The organism is Isoptericola sp. Y541, assembly GCF_059445465.1.
Genome location: NZ_JCAIUJ010000006.1, coordinates 116,042 through 135,514 on the forward strand (window position 1 = coordinate 116,042; position 19,473 = coordinate 135,514).

At 74.0% G+C, this 19,473-nt stretch carries 22 protein-coding genes and 1 pseudogene; 20 read left to right on the forward strand and 3 right to left on the reverse strand.

The genetic code is table 11. The features are described 5' to 3' along the window. Nucleotides 1-158 precede the first annotated feature (158 nt). From rpsP to AC1C2V_RS14210, 12 genes are all read left to right on the forward strand, one after another. Complete coding sequence (gene rpsP / locus AC1C2V_RS14155; protein ID WP_495390264.1) at nt 159-566, forward strand: 30S ribosomal protein S16; 408 nt, start codon at nt 159-161, stop codon at nt 564-566. Next, nucleotides 566-805, forward strand: coding sequence for an RNA-binding protein (locus tag AC1C2V_RS14160; RefSeq protein ID WP_495390265.1), 240 nt, complete (start codon nt 566-568; stop codon nt 803-805). The genes rpsP and AC1C2V_RS14160 overlap by 1 nt, the downstream gene beginning before the upstream one ends. Before the next feature lie 163 nt (nt 806-968). Then, a complete protein-coding gene (rimM, locus tag AC1C2V_RS14165) occupies nt 969-1,514 on the forward strand; it encodes a ribosome maturation factor RimM (protein WP_495390266.1) in 546 nt (181 codons plus the stop codon). A gap of 1 nt (nt 1,515) precedes the next feature. Next, nucleotides 1,516-2,340 carry a tRNA (guanosine(37)-N1)-methyltransferase TrmD gene (trmD, locus tag AC1C2V_RS14170; RefSeq protein WP_495390267.1) on the forward strand — a complete coding sequence of 275 codons (825 nt, stop codon included), beginning with the start codon at nt 1,516-1,518 and terminating at the stop codon, nt 2,338-2,340. Nucleotides 2,341-2,507: 167 nt separating this feature from the next. Next, a complete protein-coding gene (gene rplS / locus AC1C2V_RS14175; protein WP_495390268.1) occupies nt 2,508-2,867 on the forward strand; it encodes a 50S ribosomal protein L19 in 360 nt (119 codons plus the stop codon). A gap of 165 nt (nt 2,868-3,032) precedes the next feature. After that, entirely contained in the window at nt 3,033-3,878 is an 846-nt protein-coding gene (gene lepB / locus AC1C2V_RS14180) for a signal peptidase I (protein ID WP_495390269.1), read from the forward strand. 113 nt (nt 3,879-3,991) lie between these two features. Then, entirely contained in the window at nt 3,992-4,738 is a 747-nt protein-coding gene (gene rnhB / locus AC1C2V_RS14185; RefSeq protein WP_495390436.1) for a ribonuclease HII, read from the forward strand. After that, complete coding sequence (locus tag AC1C2V_RS14190) at nt 4,735-5,034, forward strand: DUF2469 domain-containing protein (protein WP_380324050.1); 300 nt, start codon at nt 4,735-4,737, stop codon at nt 5,032-5,034. The genes rnhB and AC1C2V_RS14190 overlap by 4 nt, the downstream gene beginning before the upstream one ends. A 132-nt stretch (nt 5,035-5,166) precedes the next feature. Next, the gene (locus tag AC1C2V_RS14195) at nt 5,167-5,526 is read left to right on the forward strand and encodes a YraN family protein (protein ID WP_495390270.1); all 360 of its coding nucleotides are present in this window, start codon (nt 5,167-5,169) and stop codon (nt 5,524-5,526) included. Beyond that, nucleotides 5,526-7,064, forward strand: coding sequence for a YifB family Mg chelatase-like AAA ATPase (locus AC1C2V_RS14200; protein ID WP_495390271.1), 1,539 nt, complete (start codon nt 5,526-5,528; stop codon nt 7,062-7,064). The genes AC1C2V_RS14195 and AC1C2V_RS14200 overlap by 1 nt, the downstream gene beginning before the upstream one ends. Beyond that, nucleotides 7,057-8,361: a DNA-processing protein DprA gene (dprA, locus tag AC1C2V_RS14205; protein WP_495390272.1), complete on the forward strand. Its 1,305-nt coding sequence runs from the start codon at nt 7,057-7,059 to the stop codon at nt 8,359-8,361. Before AC1C2V_RS14200 ends, dprA begins: the two co-directional genes overlap by 8 nt. 107 nt (nt 8,362-8,468) lie before the next feature. After that, entirely contained in the window at nt 8,469-9,416 is a 948-nt protein-coding gene (locus tag AC1C2V_RS14210; RefSeq protein WP_495390273.1) for a tyrosine-type recombinase/integrase, read from the forward strand. 29 nt (nt 9,417-9,445) lie between these two features. Here AC1C2V_RS14210 and AC1C2V_RS14215 read toward each other — a convergent pair whose 3' ends face one another. Next, the gene (locus tag AC1C2V_RS14215; RefSeq protein ID WP_495390274.1) at nt 9,446-10,039 is read right to left on the reverse strand and encodes a murein hydrolase activator EnvC family protein; all 594 of its coding nucleotides are present in this window, start codon (nt 10,037-10,039) and stop codon (nt 9,446-9,448) included. A gap of 552 nt (nt 10,040-10,591) precedes the next feature. Here AC1C2V_RS14215 and rpsB point away from each other — a divergent pair. The 7 genes from rpsB to AC1C2V_RS14250 all read left to right on the forward strand — a co-directional run bounded on the left by rpsB (nt 10,592) and on the right by AC1C2V_RS14250 (nt 16,821). Continuing rightward, nucleotides 10,592-11,629 (forward strand): 30S ribosomal protein S2, encoded by a 1,038-nt coding sequence (gene rpsB, locus AC1C2V_RS14220; protein WP_495390275.1) that lies wholly within the window; start codon nt 10,592-10,594, stop codon nt 11,627-11,629. A gap of 111 nt (nt 11,630-11,740) precedes the next feature. Then, nucleotides 11,741-12,580 carry a translation elongation factor Ts gene (gene tsf / locus AC1C2V_RS14225; protein ID WP_495390276.1) on the forward strand — a complete coding sequence of 280 codons (840 nt, stop codon included), beginning with the start codon at nt 11,741-11,743 and terminating at the stop codon, nt 12,578-12,580. A 234-nt stretch (nt 12,581-12,814) separates the two neighbouring features. Continuing rightward, a complete protein-coding gene (gene pyrH / locus AC1C2V_RS14230; RefSeq protein WP_495390277.1) occupies nt 12,815-13,573 on the forward strand; it encodes a UMP kinase in 759 nt (252 codons plus the stop codon). 46 nt (nt 13,574-13,619) lie between these two features. After that, nucleotides 13,620-14,177 carry a ribosome recycling factor gene (gene frr, locus AC1C2V_RS14235; RefSeq protein WP_495390278.1) on the forward strand — a complete coding sequence of 186 codons (558 nt, stop codon included), beginning with the start codon at nt 13,620-13,622 and terminating at the stop codon, nt 14,175-14,177. Further along, on the forward strand, nt 14,177-15,073 hold the full coding sequence (locus tag AC1C2V_RS14240) for a phosphatidate cytidylyltransferase (RefSeq protein ID WP_495390279.1): 897 nt from the start codon (nt 14,177-14,179) through the stop codon (nt 15,071-15,073). The genes frr and AC1C2V_RS14240 overlap by 1 nt, the downstream gene beginning before the upstream one ends. Nucleotides 15,074-15,082: 9 nt before the next feature. Next, on the forward strand, nt 15,083-16,273 hold the full coding sequence (rlmN, locus tag AC1C2V_RS14245) for a 23S rRNA (adenine(2503)-C(2))-methyltransferase RlmN (RefSeq protein ID WP_495390280.1): 1,191 nt from the start codon (nt 15,083-15,085) through the stop codon (nt 16,271-16,273). Beyond that, on the forward strand, nt 16,270-16,821 hold the full coding sequence (locus AC1C2V_RS14250; RefSeq protein ID WP_495390281.1) for a DivIVA domain-containing protein: 552 nt from the start codon (nt 16,270-16,272) through the stop codon (nt 16,819-16,821). Before rlmN ends, AC1C2V_RS14250 begins: the two co-directional genes overlap by 4 nt. Nucleotides 16,822-16,827: 6 nt before the next feature. On the opposite strand, the gene AC1C2V_RS14255 is transcribed toward AC1C2V_RS14250, so the two are convergent. Beyond that, nucleotides 16,828-17,262 (reverse strand): MerR family transcriptional regulator, encoded by a 435-nt coding sequence (locus tag AC1C2V_RS14255; RefSeq protein WP_495390282.1) that lies wholly within the window; start codon nt 17,260-17,262, stop codon nt 16,828-16,830. Between the two features lie 32 nt (nt 17,263-17,294). Here AC1C2V_RS14255 and AC1C2V_RS14260 point away from each other — a divergent pair, with 32 nt between their 5' ends. Beyond that, nucleotides 17,295-18,617: an MFS transporter gene (locus tag AC1C2V_RS14260; protein WP_495390283.1), complete on the forward strand. Its 1,323-nt coding sequence runs from the start codon at nt 17,295-17,297 to the stop codon at nt 18,615-18,617. Here AC1C2V_RS14260 and AC1C2V_RS14265 read toward each other — a convergent pair. Next, nucleotides 18,551-19,471 (reverse strand): annotated as a pseudogene (locus AC1C2V_RS14265) (formylglycine-generating enzyme family protein); the annotation flags it as partial. The gene AC1C2V_RS14260 and the pseudogene AC1C2V_RS14265 overlap by 67 nt on opposite strands. Nucleotides 19,472-19,473: the final 2 nt, after the last annotated feature.

Sequence of the window (19,473 nt, forward strand, 5' to 3'; positions counted from 1 at the left end):
GGTTGGAGACCACCCGTGGGGTCTGGCACAATGGCCGGGTACTCGGCGTGCCCAGGCCCCTCTCTCCTGCGCAGGCCGTGTCCTGACCAGAGCAGCCGCTAGGACCCCACCCGGCAGCGCGACAGGTCGACCCACCAGAACCAGGAGACACCACCACAGTGGCCGTCAAGATTCGTCTGAAGCGCCTCGGCAAGATCCGGGCCCCGTACTACCGCGTCGTCGTGGCGGACTCGCGTTCCAAGCGCGATGGTCGCGTCATCGAGGAGATCGGGAAGTACCACCCGACCGAGGAGCCGTCGTTCATCGAGATCAAGTCCGAGCGGGCGCAGTACTGGCTCGGCGTCGGCGCGCAGCCGACCGAGCAGGTCGCCGCACTGCTGAAGATCACCGGTGACTGGCAGAAGTTCAAGGGCCTGCCGGGCGCCGAGGGCACCCTGCGGACCAAGACCGCCAAGGCCGACAGCGCCTCCGCGGTCGAGGCCGTCGCCGCCGAGGCCGAGAAGGCCAAGGCGAAGGCTGCCGCGAAGAAGACCGCGGAGCCGGCGGCCGAGACCGCCGAGGCCTGATGCTCGCCGACGCCCTCGAGCACCTGGTGCGCGGCATCGTGGACCACCCGGACGACGTCCGGGTGGCCGCGCGGGCGCAGCGCCGGGGAGACCTGCTCGAGGTGCGGGTGCACCCGGAGGACCTCGGCCGAGTCATCGGCCGGGGCGGACGGACGGCGAAGGCCCTGCGCACCGTGGTCGGCGCGCTCGCGACGGACGGCCCCGTGCGGGTCGACGTCGTGGACGTCGACCGGCGCTGACGCCCGCCGCACCCGCTGTCGCAGCTCTGACGAGGCCCGGCCCCACGGATCAGCACTGATCAGCACTGACCAGCATTGATCAGCACGTGGGGCCGGGCCTCGTCGTCTGCGGCCGGCCGACCATAGACCAGACGACGCACGAATCGACGAGGTGGGAGACGAGATGCAGCTGACGGTGGCGCGCATCGGGCGGGCGCACGGGCTGCGCGGCGAGGTCGGGCTCGACCTGCGCACGGACAACCCCGAGGACCGGCTGGCGGTCGGCTTCGTGCTGACCACGGAGCCGGCGTCCGCCGGCCCGCTGACCGTGACGGCGGCGCGGGAGCACCAGGGCCGTTGGCTCGTCTCGTTCGCGGGGGTGGCCGACCGGACGGCGGCCGAGGCGCTGCGCGGCGTCGAGATCGTCGTCGACGCGGACGACTCCGACGAGGAGGACGCCTGGTACCCGCACGAGCTGGCAGGCCTGCGCGTGGAGCTCGAGGACGGCACGGCCGTGGGCGAGGTCGTCGGCCTGGAGCACCTGCCCGCGCACGACGCGCTCGTCGTGCGCGAGACCGGCGGCGAGCGCACGCTCGTGCCGTTCGTGCGCGCCATCGTGCCCGTGGTGGACGTACCCGGCGGTCGGGTCGTGCTCACCCCGCCGGGCGGCCTGCTCGCCCGTGACGCCGAGGCCGTCGAGGTCGACGACCCGTCGGGGGAGGACCGCTGACGTGCGCGTCGACGTCGTGACGATCTTCCCCGACTACCTCGCCGCGCTCGAACTGTCGCTGGTCGGGAAGGCGCGCCGGGCGGGGCTCCTCGACCTGCGCGTGCACGACCTGCGGGACTGGACCGTCGACCGGCACCGCACGGTGGACGACACCCCGTTCGGCGGGGGAGCGGGCATGGTCATGCGTCCCGACGTCTGGGGCCGGGCCCTCGACGACGTGCTGCCCGAGGGCGGCGGCGGCCACCTGGTGGTCCCGACGCCGTCGGGCGAGGTCTTCACCCAGCGGCACGCCGAGTCGCTCGCGGCCGAGGAGCACGTGGTCGTCGCGTGCGGCCGTTACGAGGGCATCGACGCGCGCGTGGTCGAGCGCCACCGGGCCGCGGGCCACCGGGTGAGCGAGCTCTCCATCGGCGACTACGTGCTCAACGGCGGCGAGGTCGCGGCGCTCGTGATGATCGAGGCGTTCGGCCGCCTGCTGCCCGGGGTGGTGGGCAACCCGCACTCCCTGGTCGAGGAGTCGCACGGGGAGGCGGGCCTGCTGGAGTACCCCGTGTACACGAAGCCGCCGTCGTGGGAGGGCCTCGAGGTGCCCGAGGTGCTCCTGTCGGGGCATCACGCGCGGATCGAGCGGTGGCGCCGGGACCGCGCGCTCGAGCGGACCGTCGCCCGGCGGCCCGACATGATCGCCGCGCTCGACGTCGCGACGCTCGACCGGGCCGACCTCACGCTGCTCGCCGAGCTCGGCTGGGTCGTCGAGGGCGGCCGCCTGCAACGGGCGGCGGATTCGGTGGCGGCGGAGCCCGAGCCGGAACCTGTGGCAGAATAGGTCGCTGGTGTGCTCGCCGACCGGCCTCTGCCACAGGGGAGGTCACGGCGGGCTGCGCAGCAGCTCGCCCGGTCGACCAGTCGTCGCACCGCCCGAACCATCAGACACCGCGCGCCGTGAGCGCGCCACGATCTTGTTCCTGACCTGTGGCAGGGCGGGGAGAAACCATGCACACGCTCGACTCTGTCGACGCAGCCTCGCTGCGCTCCGACGCGCCGGAGTTCCGCGCCGGCGACACCGTGAAGGTCAACGTCAAGGTCGTCGAGGGCAACCGCTCGCGCGTCCAGGCCTTCCAGGGTGTCGTCATCGCCCGCCAGGGCGGCGGCGTCCGCGAGACGTTCACCGTCCGCAAGATCAGCTTCGGCGTCGGCGTGGAGCGGACGTTCCCGCTGCACGCGCCGACCATCGACTCGATCGAGCTCGTGTCGCGTGGTCTCGTCCGTCGCGCCAAGCTCTACTACCTGCGCAACCTGCGCGGCAAGAAGGCGAAGATCCGCGAGAAGCGCGAGACCCCGTCCTCGAAGTGACGCTGTACTGACCAAGCGCTGAGGCGCTTGTCACGCTGCTCCGCGAACGGGCGGACCTGCTTGCGCAGGTCCGCCCGTTCGTCGTCTCCGGCGAGGGGTGACGCCGGGCCGCCGGCGGGATGCCGGCGTTTCGCCCTGGACGGTGGCGAGTGAAAGAGTGAGCACGTGGCAGACTCCGATCCCGTGACCGACCGGCCGAGCGCGCGCGAGCCCCGCCCCCACGACCCCGGCGATGCCGGCTGGGACGCCTCGCCCGACGCTCCGGTCGGCGTGGGCACCGGCAACGAGCCGGGCGGCTTCGACGCTGTGGTGGGCACCGGTCACAACGCCCCCGCGCCGAGCCGCGGGCTCGGTGTGCTGCGTGAGACCGCGATCATCGTGATCAGCGCGCTCGTGCTGTCGTGGCTGATCAAGACGTTCCTCGTGCAGGCCTTCTACATCCCGAGCGGGTCGATGGAGGACACGCTCGAGATCGGCGACCGGGTCATGGTCTCGCGCCTCGTGCCCGACGTCTTCGACGTCCACCGTGGCGACATCGTGGTGTTCAAGGACCCGGGCGGCTGGCTGCCGCCGTACGAGCCGCCGGAGCGCACCCCCGTCGGGGAGGCCGTGACGAACGTCCTGACCTTCGTGGGGCTGCTCCCGCAGGAGACCGGCGACCACCTGATCAAGCGGGTGGTCGGCGTGCCGGGTGACCACGTCACGTGCTGCGACGACCAGGGGCGCGTGAGCGTCAACGGCGAGCCGATCGACGAGGAGTCGTACATCAAGCCGGGCTCGGTGCCGAGCCAGGACCCGTTCGACACCGTGGTGCCCGACGGCATGCTGTTTGTCATGGGCGACAACCGGCAGAACTCCCAGGACTCGCGCTACAACACCGGCAAGCCGGGCGGCGGGTTCGTGCCGATGGACAACGTGGTCGGGTCCACCTTCGCCACCGTCTGGCCGCTGGGCGACGCCAAGCTGCTGCGCAATCCCGGCGACGTCTTCGGAGGAGTCCCGGAGCCGTGACCTGGCTGTCTGAGCGGCCCCTGCGCGTCGCGCCGGTTCCCGACACGGTCCGGCGCCCGACGCCGCCGCGCCGGCGTGCCTCGAACGGTGCCTCGAAACGGCGGAGCACGACGCTGCGCCAGGAGCGGTCGCTGCTCACGGGCGGGGCCCGTCTGGTCGCCGGCATGGATGAGGTCGGTCGCGGCGCGCTCGCCGGGCCGGTGAGCGTAGGCGTCGTCGTCGTGGACGCCGCGACCCGCACCGCGCCCCAGGGGCTTACCGACTCCAAGCTGCTCACACCTGCGGCTCGCGTCGCGATGGTGCCCCAGCTGGAGCGGTGGGGGGTCGCCTGGGCGGTCGGGCACGCCGGGCCCGCGGAGATCGACGCGCACGGCATCGTGGCCGCCCTGCGGCTCGCCGGGCACCGCGCGCTGGCGCAGGTGCGTCGCGCCTGCGGGGACGTGGACGTGGTGCTGCTCGACGGCTCGCACAACTGGTTGAGCCGCGCGGACGTCGACCTCTTCGAGGCCGCCGACCTCGACCCCGCGCTCGGGCCGGACGTCCCCGAGCCCGCCGTCCGTACGCTCGTCAAGGCCGACCTGCAGTGCTCGTCGGTCGCGGCCGCGAGCGTGCTCGCCAAGGTGGAGCGCGACGGCCTCCTGGTGCGGCTCGCCCGCCAGTACCCGGTCTTCGCCTGGGACCAGAACAAGGGGTACTCGGCGCCCGCCCACCTGGACGCACTGCGCCGCCACGGCCCGACGCCGCAGCACCGGCGCTCCTGGAACCTGCGCGCGCTCGCCGACGAACCTGCGTGCGTGCCCGGCGCCGCGCCAGCGGCCACGCTCGACGCGGGCCTGCCCGATGGGATGATGGGCTCGTGAGCGCCGAAGACCTCGAGAACTACGAGACCGACATGGAGCTCGCGCTCTATCGCGAGTACCGAGACGTGGTGGGCCTCTTCTCGTACGTCGTGGAGACGGAGCGACGGTTCTACCTGGCGAACCAGGTGGACCTGCAGGTGCGGTCCGCGGCCGGGGAGGTCTACTTCGAGCTCCGGCTGGCCGACGCGTGGGTGTGGGACGTCTACCGCTCCGCGCGGTTCGTGAAGTCGGTGCGCGTGGTGACGTTCAAGGACGTCAACGTCGAGGAGCTGGCGAAGGCCGAGCTGGCCCTGTAGCAGGGCTTTCTGTCGCCGCGGCGGGATCGCGCCGCACCGAGGCTGCCCCCAGGTCCGGCCGTCGTGCACAGGCACCCCTCCTGCGGCGGGCGGTGCTCTGGCGCGGGTCAGGCTTCCCGCGGAGGTGGTTCGATGCGGGCGAAGGACGCCGTCGGGCAGTACGGGGAACGGGTGGCGGCACGCCACGTGGAGGCGAACGGCCTCGTGGTGTTGGAACGGAACTGGCGCGGCACGGCGGGCGAGCTGGACATCGTCGCCATGGACGGTGACGTGCTGGTCGTGATCGAGGTCAAGACCCGCCGGGGCACGGCGTTCGGGCATCCCGCCGAGGCGGTGACGGCGTCGAAGCTGGCGCGGATCCGCCGGCTCACCGGGCAGTGGCTCGTCGAGCACGCCGACGTCCGGTGCCGCGAGGTGCGGGTGGACGTCGTGGCGGTGGTGCTCCCGCGTGCGGGCGCGGCCGAGGTCGAGCACCTGGTCGGGGTCCTCTGATGGGCCTCGGCACGACGGCGGCGGTCGCGCTGTCCGGCCTCTCGGGACACGTCGTGGAGGTGCAGGCGCAGCTCGCGGCCTCCGTCCCCGGGTTCACGCTGGTGGGGCTCCCCGACGCGGCGCTGCACGAGTCGCGCGAACGCGTCCGTGCCGCGGTGCTGTCGACAGGTGTCCGGTGGCCGCACCGCAAGATCACCGTCAACCTCTCACCCGCGTCGTTGCGCAAGTCGGGCTCGTCGTTCGATGTCGCGATAGCGGTCGCGATCCTCGCCGGGGACGGCAGCGTCCCCGGCGCCGGTCTGGAGCGCGTGGTCCACCTGGCGGAGCTCGGGCTGGACGGGCGCCTGCAGCCGGTGCGGGGCGTGCTCCCGGCGGTCGCGGCCGCGGTCGAGGCGGGCTGCCCCGACGTCGTGGTCGCGGCCGCCGACGCGGACGAGGCGCGGCTCGTGCCCGGGGCACGGGTCCACGCCGCGGCCAGCCTCGCCGAGGTCGTGCTGCTGCACGGCGGTGAGCTCGCGGAGGTGCCGGTGCTCGATCCCGTGCGCCCGTTCCGGCAGGTGGTGGCGCGCCGGCGACCCGGCGACCTGGCGGAGGTCGTAGGGCAGGCGCAGGCGCGGGTCGCGCTGGAGATCGCGGCCGCCGGCGGGCACCACCTGCTGCTGGTGGGACCACCGGGGGCCGGCAAGACGATGCTCGCGGCCCGGCTGCCGGGCGTCCTGCCCGACCTGACCCCGGCCGAGGCCGTCGAGGTCACGGCCGTGCACTCGGTCGCGGGCACCTTCGACCCCGGGGACGGGCTGATGACCCGGCCGCCCTTCGAGGACCCGCACCACACGGCGACCCCCGCGGCGATCGTCGGCGGCGGCAGCGGGATGGCGCGCCCCGGCGCGGTCTCGCGAGCGCACCGCGGCGTCCTGCTGCTCGACGAGGCGCCTGAGTTCCCGTCCCGCGTGCTCGAGACCCTGCGGCAGCCGCTCGAGCAGGGCGAGCTCGTGCTGCACCGCTCGGGGGGTGCGGCGCGCTACCCCGCGCGTTTCCAGCTGGTGCTCGCGGCGAACCCGTGCCCGTGCGGGATGGCGACGGTCAACAAGGGCCTGGACTGCGCGTGCACGCCCGCGGCGAAGCGCCGGTACTTCGGCCGTCTGTCCGGACCGCTGCTCGATCGGGTGGACCTGCAGGTGGACGTGCTCCCGGTGACGCGCGCGGAGCGCACGGCGGGGCCGACCGGCGAGTCGACGGCCGACGTGGCGTGCCGCGTCGCGCGGGCGCGCGGTGCGGCACGCGAACGGCTGGCCGGCACTCCGTGGTCCACGAACGCCGAGGTACCGGGCGGGTGGCTGCGAGAACGGCTGGGCAGCGACCGGCGCGTGCTGCGGCCCGTCGAGCAGATGATCGACCGCGGTGTGCTGAGCCTGCGCGGCGCCGACCGGGTGCTCCGGATCGCGTGGACCGTCGCCGACCTGGGTGGGCGGGCCGCCCCGGACGCCGATGACGTGTCCACTGCCGTGACGATGCGCACGAGGGGGAACCATGGCTGACCCGCTCTTCGACATACCCCGGACAGAGCGCTCGGGTCGCCTGGCGCCAGGCGCGGGGGCCGTGCCGTTCGACGCCGCGGACCCGGTGCTCGCCCGCGCCGCCTGGAGCAGGCTGGTGGAGCCGGGCGACCCGGTGGCCGGCGCGCTCGTCACCCATCTCGGGGCGCCGGGCGCGCTCGTGTGGCTCCTCGACGCCGTCGGGGACCCTGCGCGCGCCCTGCGCGGTGCGGCGCTGGAGCCGCTGGGTACCGCGGTGGCCGCCGACCGGCTGCTGGAAGCGGTGGCGCGGTGGGTGCCACGCCTGGATCGGCTCGACCCGCGTCGGGAGCTCCGCGTGCTCGCGCGGCTCGGCGGCACGCTGCTGATCCCGGGCGACGCGCGATGGCCCACCCGCCTCGGCGAGCTCGGCGCGGCGGAGCCCTTCGCCCTCTGGGTGCGGGGCGACCCGGACCTGGCCGCCCTCGCGGACCGGTCGGTCGCGGTGGTCGGGGCACGCGCGTCCACCGCGTACGGCGAGCACGTCGCCGCGGACCTCGCGGCCGGGCTGGCCGACCGCGGGTTCACGGTGATCTCCGGTGGGGCGTACGGGATCGACGCCGCCGCGCACCGCGGGGCGCTTGCGGGCGGCGCGTCCACCGTCGCCGTGCTCGCCGGGGGAGTTGATCGGTACTACCCGCCGGGCAACCACGAGCTGTTGCGCCGGATCGCCGCCGGGGCGGGCGCGGTGGTGAGCGAGGTCCCGCCCGGCTCGGCCCCGTTCAGGCAGCGGTTCCTCGCGCGCAACCGGCTCATCGCTGCGGCGTCCTGCGCGACGGTCGTGGTGGAGGCGGCCTGGCGGTCAGGCGCGCTGTCGACGGCGCGGCACGCCGCCCAGCTGCTGCGCCCGCTGGGTGCGGTGCCGGGCCCGGTGACGTCCGGCACGTCGACGGGGTGTCACGCGCTGCTGCGGGACGGCGTCGCTGTCTGCGTGACCGACGCCGCCGAGGTCGCGGAGCTGGCCGGGCCGATGGACGCGGGGGAGGCGGGCGCGGCCGGCGAGCGTGGTGGTGGGGCGTCGGGCGCCGCCGCCGTCGGGAGTCGCCGGGGCTCGGGCGGGCGCCGCCCCGAGTCGGTGGAGGCGCTCGGTGGCCGCGCGCAGCGGGCGTGGGACGCGCTACCGGCTCGTGCGGCGGCGGCCCTGGACGCGCTCGCCCGCACCGCCGGCCTGTCCGTCGCCGAGACGCTCTCCGGGCTGGGCACGCTGGAGCAGCACGGCCTCGCCGCGCAGGAGGGCGGAAGGTGGCGCCGCGCGCCCTGAGGCCCGGCGCGCACGCGCGGGCTCCTGCCGGCCGAGTGGGTCTGGGGTCGGTCGACACGCGTGCCCGATCACCGTGGCGGTGGCGGGCCGGGGGCACACTGACCTGGATGGACACCGATCCGGACCTCCCGCCGCTGCCGGCGTCGCTCGCGGACGCTGTGGAGCGATTCGACGAGCATCTGGCCGTGCAGCGGGGGCACTCGGTGCACACCCGCCGCGCCTACCGCGCGGACATCAGCTCGCTGCTGCGGTACTCGGTGCGCCACGGCGCGGGGGGCCTGCCCGACGTGGACGTCGGGGTCCTGCGCGGGTGGCTCGCCGCCCAGGCGGACCGGGGCCTGGCACGCGCCACCATCGCGCGCAGGGGGGCCGCTGCGCGGGCGTTCCTCCGCTGGGCCTACCGGGGCGGCCTGGTCCCGACCGACGCCACGGCACGCCTCGCCAGCCCCAAGGTGCCGCGCACCCTGCCGACGGTGCTGAGCGCCGACGCGGCGGCGGCGATGCTCGACGCCGCGCGCGACGAGGCACACACCGCCGGACCCGACGAGCGGCCGGCCGCGCTGCGCGCCTGGGCGGCGGCCGAGCTGCTCTACGGCAGCGGCATCCGCGTCGGCGAGCTCGTCCAGGTGGACGTGTCGGCCGTCGACCTCACGGAACGGCTCGTGCGGGTGCTCGGCAAGGGCGGGAAGGAACGGGTGGTGCCGTTCGGCGTTCCCGCGGCCCGTGCGGTCGCGGAGTGGCTCGCCCGGGGCCGGCCCGCGCTGGCGCAGCCGACGTCGGGGGCGGCCCTCCTGCTCGGCGCGCGGGGCGGCCGGTGGGGTCAGCGCCAGGTGCGCGAGGCCGTGCACCGGCTCGCGGCGATGGCGGGTGTGGAGGACGTCGCACCCCACGCCCTGCGGCACTCCGCCGCGACGCACCTGCTCCAGGGCGGATCCGACCTGCGCTCCGTCCAGGAGGTGCTGGGGCACTCTGACCTCGGCACCACGCAGCGGTACACGCACGTGGACGGGGAGCGGCTGCGCAAGGTGTTCGTGCAGGCGTTCCCCCGCGCCTGACGCGCCGGAGGCCCGCCCGACGAGCCGGTTCAGGGGCTGCCCGGGAGCAGCACGATCGGTGCGGCCTCGCCGAGCAGGGCGAGCGGGTCGAGGTACGTCTCACCGCGCAGCACGCCCCAGTGCAGACAGCGCGCGGGGTCGCAGTGCCCCGGCCCCTCGGCCAGCCGCCCCACGACGTCGCCGCGGCCGACCGTCGTACCGCGCTCCAATGCGGCGGCCACCGGCTCGAAGGTGGAGCGCAGCCCGTCGGGATGTGTCACGACGACCACCGGCTTCCCCGCGACCGGCCCGGCGAAGGTCACGACCCCCGGGGCGGGCGAGCGCACCTCCGCCCCGTCGGACGCGGCGAGGTCGACGCCGCGGTGGCCCGGCAGCCAGTCCTCGGCCGGCGGGTCGAACGGATGCACCACCGCTCCGGGGACCGGGCGCTCCCAGCCTTCGGTGGGTGCGGTGGCGGTGGGTGCGAAGGTCGGTGCGGTGGGGGCGGTGGGGGCGGTGGGGGCGGTGGGGGCGGTGGGGGCGGAGGGGGCGGAGGAGGCGGCCGGGGCGATCGCGGCCGGCGGCGACGCGGCGACGGTGAGCACTATCGTGAGCAGGGCCGCGAGCGCGGGGGCGGTGGTCATGCGGACGACCGTGCCAGTATCGGGTCGGGGCGCCGCCTGGGCCGCCCGGAGCTGTGGACGCAGAGGTCTTGGGGGCAGTGTCGTGGCGGCCCGCGTCGGGGCGCGCGACGTACCGCGGAGCGGGTTCGTCGCCGTCGAACCCGGAGGCCCACGGGTGCGCTCCGCGGCCCTGCGGCGTCGGGTAGACTCGGCGGCGCGATCGGCTCGCGCCTTCGCTCCCGACCACTCCCGGTGGAACTCCCGCGGATCGTCCCTGACGTCCGCGGTGCCGCCCGGCCGGGGGCGGGCTCCGCGAGCAGGTCGACATCGCGCGTCACGTACGCGCCCCGAGCGCCGGTCGGCCGGCGGGAGGGGCGTGGCCGCGTCGGCAGCGGTCCGCACCCGGGTTCCCCGGGGGTGGTGCCGGCCCGGCGTGACGCCAGGGGTGCCGGGCCAGATGCCTGTCACCGACCAACCGAGTACCGCGACCGGTCACCTGCTCCAGGGCAGGACCGCTCGCCTGATGAGTGTGCATCCCGGAGGATCCGGGGGCACACTGCGAAAGGACGTGTCATGGCCGTCGTGACCATGCGCCAGCTCCTCGAGAGCGGTGTCCACTTCGGACACCAGACCCGCCGTTGGAACCCGAAGATGAAGCGGTTCATCTTCACGGAGCGCAACGGCATCTACATCGTCGACCTCCAGCAGTCGCTGTCGTACATCGACCGCGCCTACGAGTTCGTCAAGGAGACCGTCGCCCACGGCGGTTCCGTCCTGTTCGTCGGCACCAAGAAGCAGGCGCAGGAGCCCGTGGCCGATCAGGCCGGTCGCGTCGGCATGCCGTACGTGAACCACCGCTGGCTCGGTGGCATGCTCACCAACTTCAGCACCGTGCACAAGCGTCTCCAGCGCCTCAAGGAGCTCGAGGAGATCGACTTCGACGACGTCGCCGGCTCGTCGCTGACGAAGAAGGAGCTCCTCGTCCTGCGTCGCGAGAAGGACAAGCTCGCGCGCACCCTCGGCGGCATCCGTGACATGGCCAAGACGCCGTCCGCGGTCTGGATCGTGGACACCAACAAGGAGCACCTCGCCGTCAACGAGGCGCGCAAGCTGGGCATCCCGGTCGTCGCGATCCTCGACACCAACTGCGACCCGGACGTCGTCGACTACGCCATCCCCGGCAACGACGACGCGATCCGCTCCGTCACCCTGCTGACCCGCGTGATCGCGGACGCGGCGGCCGAGGGCCTGCTGCAGCGCCACTCGGGCAAGAAGGGCGATGCCGCGGAGACCACCGAGGCCGAGCCGCTGGCCGAGTGGGAGCGCGAGCTCCTGGCCGGCGCGGAGGCCACACAGGCCGACGCCCCCGCCGCTGAGGAGGCCCCGGCTGCTGAGGCCCCCGTCGCCGAGGAGACCCCGGCTGCTGAGGAGACCCCGGCTGCTGAGGCCCCCGTCGCCGAGGAGACCCCGGCTGCCGAGGAGGCCCCGGCTGCTGAGGCCCCCGTCGCCGAGGAGACCCCGGCTGCTGAGGAGACCCCGGCCGCTGAGGCCCCCGTCGCCGAGGAGACCCCGGCCGCCGAGGGCGAGCAGGCCGCCGAGAAGTCCGAGTGAGGCCCCGCGGGCCGGTCGCGATCGCGACCGGCCCGCGGACTCCCCGGTACCCCTTCCGCCCGTCGCCCCGACCGGGACCGGGCGGAACTCGAACCAGCACGGAGGACATCCATGGCGAACTACACCGCCGCTGACATCAAGGCGCTGCGCGAGCGCACCGGTGCCGGCATGCTCGACGTCAAGAAGGCGCTCGACGAGGCCGACGGCAACGCCGAGCAGGCCATCGAGATCATCCGCAAGAAGGGCCTTGCCCGCGCCGCGAAGCGCGAGGGCAACGCCACCACCGAGGGCCTCGTGGCCGTCAAGGTCGAGGACTCGGCCGCCGGCCAGGCCGCGACGCTGATCGAGCTCGACGCCGAGACGGACTTCGTCGTCAAGAACGAGAAGTTCATCACGCTGGCCGACAGCGTCCTCGACGCCGCTGCAGCGGCGGGCGCCACCGACGCCGAGTCGGCCCTCGCAGCCCCGGCTGCCGAGGGCACCGTGGCCGACCTCATCGCCGCGCAGGGCGCGACGCTGGGCGAGAAGATCGTCCTGCGCCGCGTCGCCCGCGTCGAGGCCCCGAAGGTCACGACCTACCTGCACAAGACGGCGAAGGACCTGCCGCCGTCCATCGGCGTGGTCGTCGCCACGGACGAGGCAGCCGAGCCGGTGGCCAAGGACATCGCGCAGCACATCGCGGCCCTGTCGCCGACGTACCTCTCCCGTGACGACGTCCCCGCGGACGTCGTCGCCAAGGAGCGGGAGATCGCGCGCGAGGTCTCGATCGCCGAGGGCAAGCCCGAGGCTGCGCTCCCGAAGATCGTCGAGGGCCGCCTGAACGGCTTCTTCAAGGACGCCGTTCTCGTGGACCAGCCGCTGGCCAAGGACACGAAGACGACCGTCGCCAAGCACGTCGCCACCACGGGCGGCAACCTGCTGGGCTTCGTCCGCTTCCGCGTCGGCAGCTGACGCACGCAGCGCTCAGGCCCGGCCGCACCGTCCGCGGTGCGGCCGGGCCTGTCGCATACCCGCCCGCGCGACGGAGCGGGATCGGGCGTCCGGTGCCAGGATTCGGCAAGGACACCCCATAGGACGGCTGGGCGAGGGCGCGCAAACACGTCGAGGAGTGCCCGGCAGGTGCCGGCAGACGCGGAACAATGCGGAACACTTGTGAAAAAGACCGAGAGAGCGACGGTGGCGCACGTGACCGAGACGAACCAGACCGACCCGACCCCCGCGACGGGCGAGCCCGCGCCCGCGCGCCGGGTGCTCCTCAAGCTCTCCGGCGAGACCTTCGGCGGCGGCAACGTGGGTCTCGCGACCGACGTGGTGCGCCGCATCGCGCAGGAGATCGGCGACGCGGTGCGCCAGGGCGTGCAGGTCGCGATCGTCTCCGGCGGGGGCAACTTCTTCCGCGGCGCGGAGCTCTCGCGCGCCGGCCTGGACCGCGCGCGGGCCGACTACATGGGCATGCTCGGCACGGTGATGAACTGCCTGGCGCTGCAGGACTTCCTGGAGCAGGACGGCGTGAAGACCCGCGTGCAGACCGCCATCACGATGGGCCAGGTCGCGGAGCCCTACATCCCGCTGCGCGCGATCCGCCACCTCGAGAAGGGGCGCGTCGTGATCTTCGGCGCGGGTGCCGGTATGCCGTACTTCTCCACCGACACGGTCTCCGTACAGCGGGCCCTGGAGACGGACTGCGACGAGGTCCTCATGGGCAAGAACGGTGTCGACGCCGTCTACTCGGCCGACCCGCGCACGGACCCCGACGCCCAGCGGCTCGAGCACCTGACGTACACGGACGCGCTGGTGCGCGGGCTGAACGTGATGGATGCGACGGCGCTGTCCCTCTGCCGGGACAATGACGTGCGCATGCGGGTCTTCGGGCTCGAGGCGCCGGGTAACGTGACCCGCGCCCTGCTGGGCGAGAAGATTGGCACGCTGGTCACCACCCACTGACCGCGACAGCACACGACGGCATCATGACGACGACAAAGGAGCACCGGTGATCGACGACACCCTCCTCGAGGCCGAGGACAAGATGGACAGGGCGATCGAGGTCGCCAAGGAGGACTTCTCGGGCATCCGCACCGGCCGGGCGAACGCCGGCATGTTCTCGAAGATCACCGTGGACTACTACGGCGCGCCCACGCCGTTGCAGCAGCTCGCGTCGTTCAACATCCCCGACGCGCGCACGGTACTGATCACGCCGTTCGACAAGACCTCGATGACGGCGATCGAGAAGGTGCTGCGCGAGTCCGACCTGGGCATCAACCCGTCCAACGACGGCAACGCGATCCGCGTGATCATGCCCGCCCTCACCGAGGAGCGGCGCCGCGACTACGTGAAGATGGCCAAGGGCAAGGCGGAGGACGCGCGCGTCTCCCTGCGCAACGTGCGCCGCAAGGCCAAGGAGGAGCTCGACCGCATCGTCAAGGACGGCGAGGCCGGCGAGGACGAGGTGGGCCGCGCCGAGAAGGAGCTGGAGTCGCTGACGAAGAAGCACGTCGAGGCGGTCGACCAGCTGCTCGCAGGCAAGGAGAGCGAGCTGCTCGAGGTCTGATGGTGACCCATCCCCTCGAACCGGGCGAGGACGCGTCCCCGCTCGACCCGTCCACCGGCGGGGCGGTCGGCCCGCAAGCCTCGCGTGCCGGCCGCAACCTGCCCGTGGCGATCGCCGTCGGCGTGCTCCTGCTCGTCGCCGTGGCGGCGTCCCTCTGGTTCCGACCCGAGCCCTTCGTCCTCGTCGCGGCCGTCGCCGTCGGCGCGGCCCTCTGGGAGCTGCGCCAGGCCTTCGCGCGTCGCGACATCCACATCCCGATGCTCCCGCTCCTGGTGGGCGGGGTGGGGATGGTCGTCTCCGCGTACACGTCGGGGCCGGAGGCCCTGCTCGTCGCGTACGTGCTGACGGTGGGTGCGGTGGTCGTCTGGCGGGTGTTGGACGGCCCGGGCCCCCAGGCGCTGCGGGACTCGGCGGCGGCGGTCTTCGCCGCCACCTACGTGCCGTTCCTCGCGGGTTTCGTCCTCCTGCTGCTCGCACAGCCGGAGGGTGAGCTCCGCGTAGCGCTGTTCATCCTCCTGGCCGTCGCGAACGACGTCGGCGGGTACGTGGCCGGGGTGACGCTCGGGCGACACCCGCTGGCACCCACGGTGAGCCCCAAGAAGACCTGGGAGGGCCTGGCGGGCTCGTTCGCGCTCGCGACCGCCGTGGGCGTCGCGGGCGCGGTCCTGGTGCTCGACGCCAGCCCGCTGCTCGGCGTCGTGCTGGGCATCCTGACCGCGATCACGGCCACGGTGGGCGACCTTGCCGAGTCGCTCATCAAGCGGGACCTAGAATTGAAGGACATGGGTTCGCTGCTCCCCGGCCACGGGGGCGTGCTGGACCGACTCGACTCGCTGGTCGTCACCGCTCCGTTCGTGTACCTCGTGCTCACGATGGCGCCGTCGACGGCCCTGTAAGGAACCCCCATGCCTGCCACCCCCGCACGTCCCGCGACGCCCGGCACCGACCTCGGGATGCCCGTCATCCGGCCGGGCGACGAGACCGCGCCGATGCCGCTGCAGATGGCGCCGCGCCGGCGGGGCAAGCCGCCGAAGCACTTCGCCGACCTCACGCCGGCCGAACGGGTCGCGTCCGTGGAGGCGATGGGGGAGAAGTCGTTCCGGGCCAAGCAGCTCGCAACGCACTACTTCCAGCACTACACGTCCGACCCGGAGCTGATGACCGACCTGCCCGCGGCGACCCGCGAGGCGATGGCGACCACGATGTTCCCGCCGCTCATCCGGCCCACGCGCACGCTCGAGGCCGACGGTGGCACGACGGTGAAGACGCTGTGGCACCTGTTCGACGACGCGAAGGTCGAGTCGGTGCTGATGCGCTACCCGCAGCGCACCACGCTGTGCGTGTCGTCGCAGGCGGGCTGCGGCATGGCGTGCCCGTTCTGCGCCACCGGCCAGCTCGGGCTCACGCGCAACCTGTCGACGGCAGAGATCCTCGAGCAGGTGCGGGCCGCGTTCCGGTCGCTGGCCGCCGGGGAGATCCCGGGCGGCCCGACGCGGCTGAACAACCTCGTCTTCATGGGTATGGGCGAGCCGCTGGCGAACCCGCGGGCGGTGATCGAGACGGTCAAGGCCCTGGTGGCGCCGCAGCCCGAGGGCTTCGGCATGTCCGCGCGCAACATCACGGTCTCCACGGTGGGGCTCGTGCCGGCGATGCTGAAGCTCGCCGACCTGGGCATCCCGGTGACGCTCGCGCTCAGCCTGCACGCCCCGGACGACGACCTGCGCAGCGAGCTGGTGCCGATCAACACCCGGTGGAGCGTGGACGAGGCGATCGACGCGGCCCGGCACTACTACGAGGTCACCGGCCGGCGCGTGTCCATCGAGTACGCGCTCATCAAGGACATGAACGACCACGGCTGGCGCGCCGACCTCCTGGGGGAGAAGCTCAACGCCCGCGGGCGCGGCTGGGTGCACGTGAACCCCATCCCGCTGAACCCGACGCCCGGGTCCATCTGGACCGCGAGCGAGCGTGCCGTCGAGGACGAGTTTGTGGCACGCTTGCGCGGGCACGGCATCCCCACCACGATCCGTGACACCCGCGGGAGCGACATCGACGGCGCCTGCGGGCAGCTGGCCGCCGAGGAGGACGACGAGTGAGCTCTCTGTTCAGCACGGTCTCCGCGATGCGCTCCGGGTACGAGCGGGACGAGGTCGAGGAGTTCTTCGACCACGCTCGTCAGGCCTACGAGGGGCGCACCGCCGAACCGCTGTCGCACGCAGACATCCAGGTCTCGACGTTCGACCTGGTGCGCGGCGGGTACGACACGCACGAGGTCGACGCCGCGCTGGACCGGCTGGAGGCCGCGTTCATCGCGCGCCAGCGGGCCGAGTACGTGGCCGCGCACGGGCAGGAGGCGTGGATGGCGGCGCTGGCCGACCGGGCGCGCACGATGTACGGGCGCCTGGGCCGGCCGGACGGGAAGAAGTTCGCGCCCGCCGAGCGTGGCGCGCGGGCGTACGACTGCGACGACGTCGACGCCCTCTGCGACCAGCTCGTGGCCTACTTCGATCGGCAGGAGCCGCTGGCCGCGTTGGAGGTCCGTTCGGCGACCTTCGGCCGTGCGAAGGGTTCCGACGGGTACGCCGAGGCCTCGGTGGACAGCTTCTTCGCCCGCGCCATCGAGGTGCTGCTCGGCGTCGAGTGACGTCGGTCAGGGCGCGCCGGCCTCCGACAGCAGGGCGGTGTGCTCGGTGCGCGCGAGGACGTCGCGGATGGTGTCGCGGCTGCGGGTGAGGCAGGCGAGCCGGTCCTCGATCTCCACGAGCTCGCTCGCGAGCATCTCGGCCACCGCGCGGGGGCAGGTGGGGAAGTCCGCCGCCCACGTCTCCTCCATGTCGAGGAGGACCTTGATGAGCCGGGTGGGGATACCGGCCCGGACCATGCTCGCGACCCGCGACACGCGCGCGACGTCGTCCTCGGCGTACGTGCGGTACCCGTTCGAGGCCCGGGCCGCCGTGAGCAGGCCCTGCTGCTCGTAGTACCGCACCAGCCGGGGCGCCACACCGGTGCGCCGGGCGACCTCGCCGATCTTCATCTCGCGCCTCCTGTCCTGGGCCGACTGCGTGACCTGAGTCACGCTTGACATTGACATCAGTGTCAAACTCTAGCGTCGGCCACATGACGACGACAGAGACCGTATCCCGCCGGCGCAGCGCCTTGTGGCCGTCGCTGATCGTGCTGGGCGGCGCGACGTTCACCATGGTCACGGCCGAGATGCTCCCCACCGCGGTGCTGCCGCAGATGAGCGCCGGCCTCGGGGTCACGGAGGCGCGGACCGGCCTCCTCGTCTCGATCTGGGCGGCCGCCGTCGTGGTGGCGAGCTTCCCCCTCGTGCGCCTCTCCCGCGGGCGGGACCGCCGATCGGTGATCGCCGTGGCGCTGGTCGTGCTCGCCGCCTCGTCCGCCGCAACCGCCCTCGCGTCGTCGTACGGCGTCGCGGCGGGTGCCCGGCTCGTCGGCGCCGCGGCCGTCGGCCTGCTGTGGGCCACCGCCAACGCGCACGTCGCCGACCTCGTGCCCGACCGGCTGCTCGCCCGTTCCGTGGCGGTCGTGCTCGGCGGCGCCACGCTCGGCATGGTCCTCGGCACCCCGCTCGCCAGCCTCGTCACGCGCGGCGTCGGGTGGCGGGCGGCGTTCGCAGGGCTCGCCGTGGCGACGCTGGTCGTCGCGGTGCTGGTCAGGGTCGTCGTCGCCCGGTCCGGGGCGCCGGCCACGCAGTCGGGCGCGGGTGCCGCGCACGAGGAGGCGGGCGCCGCGCGACCGGTGTCGGGGCCGGGGCCGATGATCGCGGTCACGGGGATCGTCGGCGTGCTGCTGGTGGGCCACTACGGCGTGTACACGTACGTCACGCGGATCGTCGAGGCGCCCGCCGCCTCCGTGCCGGGCGGGGTCAGCAGCCTGCTCCTGGTGTTCGGGCTCGCCTCGGCGCTCGGCGTGCTGCTGGCCGGCAGGTTCGGCACCCGCACGGCGCCCGCGCTCGTCGTGAGCGTGGCCGCGACGGCCGTCGCGCTGCTCGGCCTCGCCGTGGTCGACGTGCACCCCGCGCTCGGGGTGGCGGTCGTCGTCGCCTGGGGCGTGGCGTCCGGCGCGCTCCCGCCGCTGGCCCAGACGCTGATTCTGCGGCTGGGCGGCCCCGGGCGGCGCGAGACGGCGGGGGCGCTCATCCCCGTGGTCTTCAACGGGGGGATCGCCGTGGGCGCCGCGCTCGCGTCGCTGCTCGTGGCGCGCGCCGGCGTCGAGGTGCTGCCCGTGCCCGCCGCCGTCCTGGTCGCGGCGACGGCGCTGGCCCTGGTCGCGGGCTCGCGCGCCTGGCGCGAACCGGCGAGGAGGTTCCGGGCCCCGGCGGGCAGCGACGGGGAGGCCGGCCGCACGACGCAGCGGAAGCCGATGTGCGTGGTCGCGGAGTCGACCGACTGGGCCGACCGGGCGGCGGGGCGGTAGCGCAGGCAGTACTCCGGGGCGCACAGGTGCGAGCCGCCCTTGAGCGCCTTGCGCGGGTGCCGCTCGCCCGGGCCGACGGAAGCGCGGGCGGCGGGGCCCAGGTCGTCGGCGGACGGCGCGCAGCACGCGCCGTCGTGCGCGTGCCGGGAGGCGCCGGTGAGGTAGAACGTCGTCGTCCATTCCCACACGTTGCCGATCATGTCCGCGAGGCCGTAGCCGTTGGCGCGGAAGGTCCCGACGGGGGACGTGCCCACCCAGCCGTCCGCCCCCGTGTTGTCGTACGGGAACCGGCCCTGCCAGGTGTTCGCCATCAGCCGTCCGTCCGCTCGCGGCTCGTCGCCCCACGCGTACCGGGTGCCGTCGGTGCCGCCGCGCGCCGCGTACTCGAACTCGGCCTCCGTGGGCAGGTCGCGGCCCGCCCAGCGCGCATAGGCGAGCGCGTCGTCGAACGCGAGGAGCACCACCGGGTGGTCCTCGCGGCCGGTGGTGTCGGTGCCCGGGCCGCCGGGGGTGCGCCAGGACGCGCCGGGCTGCCAGCGCCACCACTGCGTCCAGTCGGCGAGGTTCACGGGCCCGGTGGTGGGTGTGAACACCAGGCCGCCGGGCACGAGGTCGGCCGGGTCGGCGCCGGGGAAGTCGGCCGGGTCGAGCTCGCGCTCGGCCACCGTGACGTAGCCCGTCTCGGCCACGAACCGCGCATACTGCGCGTTCGTCACCGGGTGCTGCTCGACGGCGAACGCGTCCACCGGCACCTCGCGCACGGGTCCCTCGTCCGGATAGAACTCGGTGGAGCCCATCCGGAACGTCCCCGCAGGGACGTCGACGAGCGGGGAGAGCGCGGCAGCGTCGGACATAC